Annotated in this window: 9 protein-coding genes; 3 read left to right on the top strand and 6 right to left on the bottom strand. The window is 56.6% G+C overall.

The features are described from left to right. The first annotated feature begins 77 nt into the window (after positions 1-77). Positions 78-305 (top strand): hypothetical protein, encoded by a 228-nt coding sequence (locus D882_RS1000000131980; protein WP_081743934.1) that lies wholly within the window; start codon positions 78-80, stop codon positions 303-305. Positions 306-357: 52 nt separating this feature from the next. Here D882_RS1000000131980 and D882_RS0110380 read toward each other — a convergent pair whose 3' ends face one another. The 4 genes from D882_RS0110380 to D882_RS0110365 form a co-directional block, all read right to left on the bottom strand. Continuing rightward, on the bottom strand, positions 358-582 hold the full coding sequence (locus D882_RS0110380) for a hypothetical protein (protein WP_027923168.1): 225 nt from the start codon (positions 580-582) through the stop codon (positions 358-360). Between the two features lie 24 nt (positions 583-606). Next, positions 607-867, bottom strand: coding sequence for a hypothetical protein (locus D882_RS0110375; RefSeq protein ID WP_027923167.1), 261 nt, complete (start codon positions 865-867; stop codon positions 607-609). A gap of 256 nt (positions 868-1123) precedes the next feature. Further along, a complete protein-coding gene (gene acnB / locus D882_RS0110370; protein WP_027923166.1) occupies positions 1124-3724 on the bottom strand; it encodes a bifunctional aconitate hydratase 2/2-methylisocitrate dehydratase in 2601 nt (866 codons plus the stop codon). A 344-nt stretch (positions 3725-4068) separates the two neighbouring features. Beyond that, positions 4069-4725: an MliC family protein gene (locus D882_RS0110365; RefSeq protein WP_027923165.1), complete on the bottom strand. Its 657-nt coding sequence runs from the start codon at positions 4723-4725 to the stop codon at positions 4069-4071. A 343-nt stretch (positions 4726-5068) separates the two neighbouring features. Here D882_RS0110365 and D882_RS0110360 point away from each other — a divergent pair, with 343 nt between their 5' ends. Then, positions 5069-5719, top strand: a complete 651-nt coding sequence (locus D882_RS0110360) for a dTMP kinase (protein WP_027923164.1) — start codon at positions 5069-5071, stop codon at positions 5717-5719. 886 nt (positions 5720-6605) lie between these two features. Here the strand turns inward: D882_RS0110360 and D882_RS0110350 are convergent. Both D882_RS0110350 and D882_RS0110345 read right to left on the bottom strand, forming a co-directional pair. Further along, entirely contained in the window at positions 6606-8387 is a 1782-nt protein-coding gene (locus D882_RS0110350; protein WP_027923163.1) for a UvrD-helicase domain-containing protein, read from the bottom strand. Next, complete coding sequence (locus tag D882_RS0110345) at positions 8387-10525, bottom strand: AAA family ATPase (protein WP_027923162.1); 2139 nt, start codon at positions 10523-10525, stop codon at positions 8387-8389. The genes D882_RS0110350 and D882_RS0110345 overlap by 1 nt, the downstream gene beginning before the upstream one ends. A 620-nt stretch (positions 10526-11145) precedes the next feature. Here D882_RS0110345 and D882_RS1000000133515 point away from each other — a divergent pair. Further along, positions 11146-11712, top strand: a complete 567-nt coding sequence (locus D882_RS1000000133515; protein ID WP_371258945.1) for a UvrD-helicase domain-containing protein — start codon at positions 11146-11148, stop codon at positions 11710-11712. Positions 11713-12370 lie beyond the last annotated feature (658 nt).

The following is a 12370-nucleotide window of genomic DNA, read 5'->3' as shown; positions in this document are numbered from 1 at the left end:
CGAACGCACGCTGCAACTCGGTCCACTTCCAATTTGTACGGCCCGGAGAATCCGGACCCTTGAGCGGTGAGGTGGGTATGTCCGACGATTCGACTTTCCAGCAACAACACCAGTACCCGGTGCAAGACGCGGTTCCATCCAGACCGGAGCCAGGCACTGATGACCCGATGGCCAATCCTGACGATCCCGGTCGATATGATCCGCTGACACGGCCAGACGACCAGCGACCTGACGACTGGGAAGACCCGGACAGGGACATGCCGGAGGCGGATGAGCCAACTCCGCTATCGGATGACAGACGCTGAGCAACGACAGGGGATGGGAGGTCGGCCATCGGCCTCCCGTTTCCCCAGGTCGCTAATTACCATCCGCCACTTTGCGTTCTATTTCCGCGATTTTATCGCTGAGCTTTTCAGCGTCCTGCTCCTTGGCGCGGGTGGAAGAGGGCGTGATGGCTTCATCGACGCCCTCGGTTTCTCTTGATGTGTCGTGCAGGTCCCTTTCGACCACGTTGACCGGTTTGCCCGACACATCAGTGGAAGGGGCGTTGGATGCTTCATTCACATCGTCATCGTTGTGCATGTCGTGTACCTCCGTTGACTGCGTTTACTCGGTTTTTTCTTCGCCCTTCGAACCGCTCGACGTAGCGGCGTCTTTTTCCGTGGCCTGCGAATCGGCGCCGGAGTTTGAGCCCGAGGCTTCCTCACCCTTTTTGTCGGCCTTCTGCTCATTGGATTCGGCGCCCTGGGCCTGGTTGACGCCGGGAACGGCGGTTGGCGGAACGTCTGCCTTCTCGGCGGCCATGGCGAAAAACGAGCCCGTCGACAACAGGCTCGCGACGGCGAGGGCGGTGATTGTTCTGTTCATCATCCGGATCTTCCTGCGAGGGGTATAAAACGTTGGAAGAGCCGGGCGGGGGAAGGTGCTGAGGCGCTGACGAGTGGCATGGCAAGCACACCACAAATCCCCTTAGGAGTGAGCCTGCTCGCGATAGCGGTGTGTTAGTCGATATTGATATTGAATGTGAGACCGCTATCGCGAGCAGGCTCACATAGCCATCTTGCAGGCATAAAAAAACGCCGCACATCTCACGATGGGCGGCGTTTTCCATTGCGTTGCAGCGTTAGGCTTGAACCACCGGAATGTTCGCGTTCGCAGCAGCTTCACGGAACTCGGCGATCTGGTCGAAGGACAGGTAGCGGTAGACATCGGCCGCCATGCTGTCGATCTTGCCAGCGTATTCCATGTACTCCTCGACGGTCGGCAGGCGACCCAGGATGGACGCCACGGACGCCAGCTCGGCCGAAGCCAGGTAGACGTTCGCGCCATCACCCAGACGGTTCGGGAAGTTACGGGTCGACGTCGACACCACAGTCGAATTCGGCTCTACACGTGCCTGGTTACCCATGCACAGCGAGCAGCCCGGCATCTCCATGCGCGCGCCGGCCTTGTTATAGATGCCGTAGTAACCTTCTTCGGTCAGCTGGTGTGCGTCCATCTTGGTCGGCGGCGACAGCCACAGACGGGTTGGCAACTGACCGTCGACCTGCTCCAGCAGCTTACCGGCTGCGCGGAAGTGACCGATGTTGGTCATGCACGAACCGATGAACACTTCGTCGATCTTCTGACCTTCAGCGGTCGACAACAGACGGGCGTCGTCCGGGTCGTTCGGTGCGCACAGAATCGGTTGAGTGATCTCAGCCAGATCGATCTCGATGATTTCGGCGTACTCGGCGTCTTTGTCCGCCACCAGCAGCTCAGGGTTGGCCAGCCAGGCTTCCATCGCTTGAGCACGGCGTTCCAGGGTGCGTGCATCGCCGTAGCCTTCGCCGATCATCCAGCGCAGCAGGGTGATGTTCGAGGTCAGGTACTCGGCAATGGCCTTTTCCGGGAGCTTGATGGTGCAGCCGGCAGCCGAACGCTCAGCGGAAGCGTCAGACAGCTCGAACGCTTGCTCGACGGTCAGGTTGTCCAGGCCTTCGATTTCCAGGATGCGGCCGGAGAAAGCGTTGACCTTGCCTTTCTTTTCCACGGTCAGCAGACCGGCCTTGATGGCGTAGTAAGGGATCGAATGGACCAGGTCTCGCAGGGTGATGCCCGGTTGCATCTTGCCTTTGAAACGCACCAGAACCGATTCCGGCATGTCCAGCGGCATAACGCCGGTGGCCGCGGCGAACGCGATCAGACCGGAGCCGGCCGGGAATGAAATACCGATCGGGAAACGGGTGTGCGAGTCACCACCGGTGCCGACGGTGTCTGGCAGCAGCATGCGGTTCAACCAGCTGTGGATGATGCCGTCGCCTGGCTTGAGCGATACGCCACCGCGATTGCGCATGAAGTTCGGTAGGGTGTGGTGAGTCGTGACATCGACAGGCTTGGGGTAAGCCGCGGTGTGGCAGAAGGACTGCATCACCAGATCGGTCGAGAAGCCCAAACACGCCAGGTCTTTCAGTTCGTCACGGGTCATAGGGCCGGTGGTGTCCTGAGAACCCACGGTGGTCATCTTCGGTTCGCAGTAGGTGCCAGGACGCACACCGGCTACGCCGCACGCCTTGCCGACCATTTTCTGCGCCAGGGTATAACCCTTGGTGCTTTCTGCCGGCGCCTCAGGCTTCTTGAACAGATCCGAAGGCGGCAGGCCCAGCTCGGCACGCGCCTTTTCGGTCAGGCCGCGGCCGATGATCAGCGGGATTCGACCGCCGGCACGGACTTCGTCCAACAGCACCGGGGTCTTCATTTCGAAGGTGGTGATGACCTCGTCAGTGCCGTGCTTGCAGACTTTGCCTGCGTGCGGGTACAGGTCGATCACATCGCCCATGTGCATGTTGGACACATCAAATTCGATCGGCAGGGCGCCGGCGTCTTCCATGGTGTTGTAGAAGATCGGGGCGATTTTGTTGCCGAAGCAGAAACCGCCGGCACGCTTGTTCGGCACGAACGGAACGTCGTCGCCGAAGAACCACAGCACCGAGTTGGTCGCGGATTTACGCGACGAACCGGTACCCACCACGTCACCGACGTAAGCGATCGGGAAGCCTTGACCGCGCATTTCCTCGATCTGCTTCATCGGACCGGTGACGCCTTGCTCGTCCGGTACGATGCCGTCGCGGGCCATTTTCAGCATGGCCAGGGCGTGCAACGGGATGTCCGGGCGGGACCAGGCGTCCGGGGCAGGGGACAGGTCGTCGGTGTTGGTTTCGCCAGTGACCTTGAACACGCGCAGGCTGATCTTGTCGGCCAGAACAGGGCGGTTCTTGAACCACTCGCCGTCAGCCCAGGATTGCAGCACGCCTTGTGCGTGAACGTTACCGTTTTTGGCGCGTTCAGCGACATCGTGGAAGGCGTCGAACATCAACAGGGTGTGCTTGAGTTCTTCGGCCGCCACGGGTGCCAGTTCGGCGTCGTCCAGCAGGTTGACCAGGGTCACGATGTTGTAGCCGCCCTGCATGGTGCCGAGCAGTTCTACAGCGCGCTTCTTGTCGATCAGGGGGGATTTGGCTTCGCCTTTGGCGAGGGCAGACAGGAAGCCGGCCTTGACATAGGCCGCTTCGTCCACGCCAGGTGGAACGCGATGGGTGATCAGGTCAACGAGGAAAGCTTCTTCGCCAGCCGGAGGATTCTTCAGCAGCTCAACCAGGCCTGCCGTTTGTTCGGCATTCAGCGCCAAGGGTGGAAGCCCTTGCTCGGCACGTGCTTGTAATTGTTGTACGTAGGTCTCAAGCACTGGGTTTCTCCTGTCATACCGCGTGTTGGGCGAAAAGCCGCCCGGGTTGTGTCCGAAAAAATAAAAGTAGGAGCCGTTGCTCAGCGATCGAGGGTGACCACCGTAACCACTGGAGCAACGGCTCCTACAAAAGCTGTTCTGAGCTAGCTTCGATGCCGATTGTCGACACTATCTCGTTATCTAGGCGGAATATAATGATTTATGCGGGGCGCATCAACAGTATTGTCGACACATTTGAGGCGTCACTTAAATGCATGCGATGTGCGGTCGCCTGATCAAGCGAGCAAGATCATGGTCCCAGAGCGGTTGGAGCGACAGATGCAGACCGGATATCGCCAGAGCCTTCAGCTGACCGGCTCGGCCGTACAGTTCATTTCTCCAGAGCCCGGTTTCTGGAAAAACACCCCGTTTTCGTTTTGCCGAAAGCTGTAGTTCCCCAAGACATCCTTGCCGGTGTATTGAGTTCCTGAATAGCTTTGCACCTGGATGAGGGTGACCGAGGTGTTCGCCCATTTCAGGTACACGACACCCGGCTGCGTATTAAAGAAAGTCGCGGCAACCGGCACGTTAAACCCGGCGCAACGAAACACCTGAGGGCCTTCGGTCAGCCGGTCTGGATCCTTGGTTCGCACAATGGCCGAGCCTTGACGCAGCTGGTAGGCACGCTGGGCATAACTGCGGATCGTGCATGCCTTGCCCTCGGACCCGGCGCCACACTGGTTGCGGGCGTCGATCCAGAATTGCTGGTCGATGATGACTTTGTCGGGAGGCGGTACGGAGTGTTCATCCGTAAGCGCCAGGCGATAGAGACGCGTCAGTTCAACGTCCATCTGTGCCAGTTGTGGATCGCGGCAAATGAGTTTTTCTACAGGGGCTCTGGCGCTGGCACAGTCGAAGCTGGTCTTGTAGGTTCGCGAAGGTGATGCGGCATTGGCGCAAGAGAATGTCGCCGCGCTGATGCTGGCGAGCAGGCAGGTGAAAAGGGCCGTGAGCGTTTTCATGTTGACGTCACTCAGATCATTTTCCGTAGGGGACTATAACCCCAAGCGAAGGAAGTTCCACCCAGACACATCGTCTGGGCGATGTTCTTTTTTCGAATCCGCCCTCGGGGCTGAATGAGTCAGCTTCAATACCCCAAACAACCGCAGCGTTTCAAACAGCTGCCGATCTTCTTTCTTCCAGGAAGGTCAGGGCTATCCAGGGCGTGATCCCGATGCAGAAACTAAGTTAGAGTGCTCATCAACGCCTGTTAACAAGGCCCTCCACTCGATTCGTGTCGTCACGCCAAGCGGTTCCTGCGCACGAATCAGGCAAAAAAAACCGTATATCAATCGATACTCAAGAATGAATCGTCCGCTGTTTGTTTCTCTAGATGGGCCCAAGGGAACCGGCAAAACCACACTGTTGGAAGCCGTTACGAAAGCACTGAGGGCCGACAACAAAAAGGTGATCCGACTTTCCGAGCAAAAAAGCGATCCCTATCGGGGTGAAACAATGGCCCTGGTAAATAAACTCGTCAGAAATCCCACCCGCGACTTGGAGTTGGAGGTTTGTGAGCGCCTTGCTGATAGCCGTATCTGGATTTCGCAGCACGTTCTGGCCAAACAGCCAACAGACAGCATCATCTTGATCGATCGCTGGTACCCATCTGATGCCGCGTTTCGCCGGACAATCCCGTTTGCAGAGATTCTGCAGTTGAACATTGATCGAAACGTGCAAGTGCCAGACCTGCATGTCGGGGTTGTCACCAACCCTGAAATTTCGTGGGCAAGGGCAGCAGCACGACGGCGTGGGCTGAGCAGTACGGTGATCCATAAGCTGGAAGAACATGTCGCGTGTACTGAGGCGTTCGAGCAAGCGATTGCAGATTACGGCTGGGTTTTATGCCGTAATGAAGGAACGATCGAAGAGGCAACGATGCAGGTGGTTTCTGAGATCTATAAAGTACTTCGGTGTCACGTAGGCGAAGTTCGTTGCCAGGGTTTGTGTTCATGAGCTTGGTATTTCATGAATACAAGAGAAGACCTCGGTAGAGGTTCCACCGAGACACATCATTTAACAAGTGGGCGATGCCAGATGTTCACAAGCTGCTCGTAAGCCCACTCCGCCGGGCTCAATACGCTAAAAATGAATGCGCTTGTTCATCGATTAATGTTCATGGACGAGGTTTTCCGCTTGTCTGGTCGATCCGACCTTTGGCAGCTACTTAAGCGGTGAGGACGCTGCGGTAGATGGGCAGGGAGTTGCATTGGGGAGGTAATGCTGGCCGATGGTGACATCCAAGCGAGCCTCTTGGTACAGCCATTTAGACTGACCATTCCAAATGATTACAGCTACTGGATCGTCATACCCGAGCCATAGACCGCGCCCTGAGCATTCAGTATTTCGGGAATGGCGGCTGCTGTCGGTTGCGCAGAGCAAGGCAGGGATGTCGGGCCAAGTGTAGGCACGCCCGTGATCCCTTTCGCAACGACGAATGCAAGGTCGCGTACGCTGCCAGTGTGATCTGCAATAGGTTGTCGAGGGTCGTTAGTGCCGGCCCACCATTAAACGATGAAGATACGACCAGGATGCGCCAATACTCCGAAGAAAAAGTTCAGGATCTAACGGACAGAGTCTTCTTGCTCCGAGCCCGGTTCGATGAGGGAAAAGTCATGTTGCAGCGCATCTGATAGATGACTTCAGAGGGAATTTAATGGCGATTCGGTTATGTGCTCATGCTGCAACAGCCTGTTGACTTGCCCGTAGGCGCGCAGTGGAGGAGCGAGGGGCAGAGCGCCCCGTCGTTCGACGAGAGTGATCGTCCAACCGCCTGTTAAGCCTTTGGCCCCGCAGGGTTCCTCACTGCTGGTACCCCAATTGGACACTGTGGCAGAGGATCTTAGTGAGGGTCGTAGTCAAAGCGGCAAGCAGTGAGTGATTCGGTCGGACCATACTCACCATAACGTCCTCTGCTTCGTCCCTTTTCCGAGATCAGATGCAGGTGCTTACGGGCGCGAGAACTCAATACATACAGGAGCTTGTTCGCCGCAATTTGTCCATTCGGGTCATTGAAGTGCGGCACCATACCTTCCAGCAGTCCAAACGCGATGACAACGTCGAACTCGGCGCCTTTGACACCATGGATGGTGGAAACCGTGATGCCAGTTCGTTCACGAAACACTTTCTTGAAGAATGAAACGTGATTGATGTAGCTCGCTCCGTCCTTCTGCAGCCTCTCTATTCTCGCGGCCGAGCTGCTGAAAAATGCCTCTCGGTGAGTCGAGAGTGCTGGAAAGACGTCCTGGGAAATATCGAGTCTCTTGAGCAGATCGGTGAAAGCCTGGTCCAGATAGCGGAGTCCATCCGTTTCATCAACTGTGAGCGCATTGCTTTCCCGCAGTAAGGCGCGTGGTGTTAGCCGTGTGGTGTCGACGCCAAAGCTATCGAGGTCTTTGATTACGTCGCTTGCCCAGCGCATTCGCCTAATGAGCAGTCTCGGGGAGGACTCCGTCAGCACGATCTTGGAGAGCTTGAACCAGAAGTTATCGATGTTGTTGCTGAAAGGGACAAGACCTGGGCCGTCAAATTGCTGGTCGGGTAGCATCGCCACCAGTTTGCGCGTCGTTGAGGCCAGCAAGACCCACTGTGGAGCGAGAACGCAAATATTTTCGGGTGTGTTGCCGTCGGAGAGGCTTGCCTGAATCAACCTGACGATCTCGTCATGCACGTCGTTTCGCGTCGCATCCAAATTGTAGGTCACCTGGCTGGGAAACGTGGCATGTTTGCCTGCGCCGTTGATACTTGTCTCATGCACCTTGTAGTTCGAAAAGTAGTTGATGATTCGATCGCTGGACCGGTAATTGAGGCTGAGAGCCAACTCCTTGATCGGGATCCCGGCTCGGGTGCGGAACTCCTCCACCGGCATTGCGTAGCCACCCAGTGTGCCGTAGATGGCCTGATTCGGATCGCCTACGATGAGCGTCTTGGTCTGTCCGCAGCCTGCACGAAGAATGGACGTCACGAGACTGTACTGGATCTGTTTGGTGTCCTGATACTCATCCACGAGGATGTGGGAAAACACTCGTGACAGCAGAACTGCGATGTGGGCTCTGTCCCGCACCAAGGTGTAGGCGTGCCAAAGAATCAGTTCGAAGTCGATCTGTCGATTCGCTGAAAGCTCATCGAAGTATGCATTCAGAACCTGTTGAATCGTAGGGTGCTTTCGACTGTCTGGACAGCCAAGCTGATAGCCCGTCTCGGTGACGTAATAATCGCAATCCCAGTGAGTGACACCTTTATATGGTGCGCATAGCCTCTCCAGTAGACGCTCGCGATCATGCGTGTCGATCACGCGATAACCCTGAGCCAGGTCGGATGAATAGATGCCGTATGGTTTGAGGATCCACTCAAGGCAGAACGCATGGATCGTACCGATCCATAGGCCCGAGGTGTCGACTCCCAGGTCCTCGATACGTTCTTGAATCTCATCGGCGGCGCGATGGGTGTAGGTAATGGCTACAACGATGCGCTTGTCAGTACGGTGAGATAGCTCGTAGGCAATCTTGTAGGTCAGGGTGCGTGTTTTACCGCTGCCAGGGCATGCAATCAGGAAGATGCTCGACGGCTCGATCACAGCCGCCGCCTGCTCAGGATTGAGGTCCTTCGGATCCCAAGTGAACATCACTGCATTTCCGCAAGGAAGTCGTTGACGGCATCCCCAGGTAGCATGAGGTCGATCGACGCTTTGAGTGTTTCCAAGTCTATATGCCCGTGTACAAAGCGATCCACGTCATACAGAAATGCCTTTTTTATCGAAGGATCCACTGGGTTGGATCCGAACCGACATTCCGCGCGATATTGGAAGACTCGGGCAAGAAGGGGGAGGGGGAACGTGCCATGTGCGAAATGAATGGCTTGCAGGATGTAGCCCGGGATCTGGACTTCGGGAGTAATGTATTCAGCGAGCAAGAGAGCGAACCATCCTTTGCCCTCCTGTTTGGCCATCGTCAACGTCCGGCTGCCCATTTGGCTCAAATGCCCCGATTGGAGCTGCTGCTTCGCTAGCTCCCTGGTGTCATCGTCCTTGTAGACTTCTGGAAGGGTTTGAACGACGGCTTCATGGTTGCCGGCAGCGACAAAGTCGACCTCGAAGGTGTGTTTGGCGTAGAAGGTTTCGAGCCATGGATTTCCCGCAGTGAATGCCGTCAAATCGGCCTGCCGTTCTAAACCGGCTTTCTGTGACCCAGCGGCTTTGGCTTTTCTCTTCGTCATGGCTTCTGTATCAGTTGCCTGAATGGTGATGTCGAAGAACGTCTGGTCCAGGTCCGTGACGATGGCGCATCGCTTTCGAATGCGCAGGTTGTGGAACAGGACGGCTACGTTTTTGAAGCCTGTACTACGAATGTTGATGACGCTGATGCCCAACTCGTCAACGCTTACCCCCAGCACTTGCTTAAGGAGGATTGGTATCAGAATTTCCTCCACATCACCTTCGACGAGTATCACGCTTTTTGCGAAGAGCAGGTTGCTACGCACCGCATCCAGGTAGCGCTGGATGCTGTTGATCTGGGCGGGCTCCAGGCCTTTGGCAGGCTGGTAGGCCTCACAGAGCGCACCGTGACGTCCAAGGATGTTGACGTTGCTGACATTGCTCACTTCGGAGATGTGAGTGGAGTGGGTGGTGTAGATGATCTGCGCGTCGCTGTACGCGATGCGGTCGAACAGAGTTTTCTGGATGTGGGTATGGATGTGCGCTTCTGGTTCCTCGATCAGGAGGAAGTTGGCCATGGCCATCTTTTCGCGCTGGTATTTGAACTCGAGCAGCTTGAGCGTCAGGTAGATGAGGTTGGCCCCGCCCAGGCTCAACTCATGAATCGCGCCTTCATACCCCTCTTCTGATTCGCCCACGAAAAGCCGAAGAGACTGGAAAAGCTTATCGGCTTCTTCCGGCAGGTCGGATTTGATCGAGAGTGACGCTGGCGAGTAGGTTTCACCCGCGGCGTCCTTGATGGTCTCGCGAATATGATTACGAACCGACTGAACGTCCTCCAGATCCTCGATGGAAGTGTTGAGTTCGCGGACCATCTCGGTGATGGGCTCCATCGAGGCGGGGTTGATCTGCCCACTCTTGCTCTTGAGCAGGGTAAGCAACGGGTTCGTACGGTTGTTGTGGAATTCCGCAACGACGTCGCGCAAAGCCTGGATAAAGGTCAGCGATACCTCTTTGGTAACGGAGAGAAAGCCGGGTACCTTCGACCCGATTTCCGGAAACTCCGTTTCTGATGAGAAGTCACACAGCTCGAAATCGCCAACAAGTTCTTTGTAGACTTTTGGGTCGCTGAAGTCGGCCTCGCTTCGTCCCGTGAAAATCGTTTCGTAGTCGTTGATCGTAATCGTGCTGCGGATTTGCGCTAGCTCGTCTTCATCCCAGACATCGAGCGCAGCGAACTTCGATCGAATTTCTTTCTTCGGGCGGAAAATAAGGTTGTAGGTCGCCTTACGAACGGTGGGCTCGTCCAGCACTGCTGCACCGTGGAGGAACAGCGCCTGCACGGATTCGTCGGTGCTGATCTCCTCAAACTCCACACTAATGATGATCCAGTGGCCCTGCCATTGGCCGAGTGAGCGGCTGAAATCAGACTCTTCCAGGCGGTAGGCAGCCCGCACCATCGTATCGTCGAGCAGAAGGCGGATTGCCCGCAGGATGTTCGACTTACCAGAGCCGTTCTCTCCGATGATGGTGTTCACTCCCTTGTGAAACCGGAGAGACGTGTTCTTGAAGTTCCTGTAGTTGATCAGGGTTAGTTTGGAAATGTGCATGTTTCTCCGGCCTGCCGCTCCCTGAGCAGCCTTGGTTAATTGCAGGCGATCATAACGCACTGGATCCAATGCCACGACTGGCGTGGTGACTTGGGTGGCATGGTTTTTTTGGGGGAGCTCCGGCGAGACTGATGACGGTTGCTCCCTAAGGCCATTGGCAGACTTAAGCGGGCTCGAGAGTGTGAACAGCAACTAGCCGCCCGACTCACAGGTCTGGAGGGCCCTTAGAGGTAGCTCCGAGCTGCAGAAAGTAATCGAATTAAGGACAGGGCAGGGCGCTAGAGGATGAGCTGTTTGCCAGCCTGCCTGACTTAGCCATTGATGCGTTGATCGTCAAAGCGTTGGAGGTGAATGAGCTTGAACGCGTTGCAAGTCAGATCCAATCCAAATCGGAAGGGCGATCAACTCTGCAGGCTATCCAGGAGCACCGTGCTGCCGGGAACGCTTACCCCATTGAGACCCGCTCGCTGCTACGCATCTCTTCACGTATATACGGTCAAAGGGCTGGTACATGTCGGTCACTACCTACCAGGCCATCGGCAGGGAGATCATAGGGCCGCACTTAGTGACGTCTGATGCAGCGTTTCAGCAGATCATCAACGGCATCAAGGAGTGGGTGCATGCCGGCTGAAATCGACCTTTCAGTCGTCGAGCGTGGCTCGGTAGTGGCGCTGGCGGGATGCGGCAAGACCCAATTGATCGCCGACGCACTGGCGGCCCATAGCGAGGCCAAGCCCGTACTGATCCAGCCCCATACCAATGCAGGTATGGCTGCGTTGCTCGCACGTCTTCAACGTGCACGAATCCAGAGCCCGCGATACCAGGTGGCGACGCTTGATGGATTCGCCATGAGACTGATCAGCAAGTTTCCAGCGCGCAGCGGCCACGATCCACGGATCCTGCTGCTGGAGAACCGGGCACACGATTATCCTGCCATTCGCAATGCTGCAGGCCATCTGCTGCGCAATGGTCATATCAGCCATGTGATCTCGCGACTGCTCGTAGCTGAATACCAGGACTGTAACCAGTCCCAGTATGCCATGGTTACGTGGCTGGCCCAGAGTATTCCGGCCTGTGTCATGGGCGATCCTATGCAGGCGATCTTTGGGTTTCGCGGGAACGCACCGGTGAGCTGGCCAACTGCCGTCATTCCTCATCTTCCAGCGGTTGGAACACTCAACACTTAGTGGCGCTGGCGCTGGGCCAATACCGAACAATTCGGCCGATGGCTCTTGGACCTGCGCCAACCGTTGGCAGCGGGAGAGGGCATCGATCTTCGAGGCGGCCCGGCGGAAATTGAGTGAGTGCCCATCCGTGCAGCAACCGCTGATGCGCAACGTCGAAACGCTGCGCTGGTTCGGCTCAGGGACGGTGAGTCTGCGCTCATCATCGGCGACGCAGCAAACCCCACCAGCCGATTTCGGCTCTCCAGTCAGACACCAGGTGCCACGGCGGTTGAGAGTGTCGAACTGACTGAAATGATGAGTTTCGCCAGAGCATTTGATCCTGCATTTGACCGAGCGTTGAATGGGGTTATCGAGCTGGCTGCCAGCGTCATGACTGGTGTGGGCGAGGCTGCGCTCACCACACGTATTGCGACCATCCGTGCAGGCCATAACGCACGCCGCCCACAGATATCGAGCAACGAGCTCTGGCGTTTCAACAAGCACCCAGTCTTGGGGCAGCCGCTCATTTGCTCGAAAACTTTGCGAGCCAGGCCGGCACGCACCTCTACAGACCAGAGGTCTTCCGGGCATGCATGAGCGCATTGCGCATGGCCGCCTCCATAACACACTCACTTGTCGAGTCGGCCCTCCACGTGCGTGAGCGTAACCGGCTTCAGGG

It is taken from the genome of Pseudomonas sp. URMO17WK12:I12, from assembly GCF_000514395.1.
Classification (GTDB): domain Bacteria; phylum Pseudomonadota; class Gammaproteobacteria; order Pseudomonadales; family Pseudomonadaceae; genus Aquipseudomonas; species Aquipseudomonas mucoides.
Note: the sequence above shows the minus strand (reverse complement) of the source record. Positions and strands in the feature narration are given on the sequence as shown.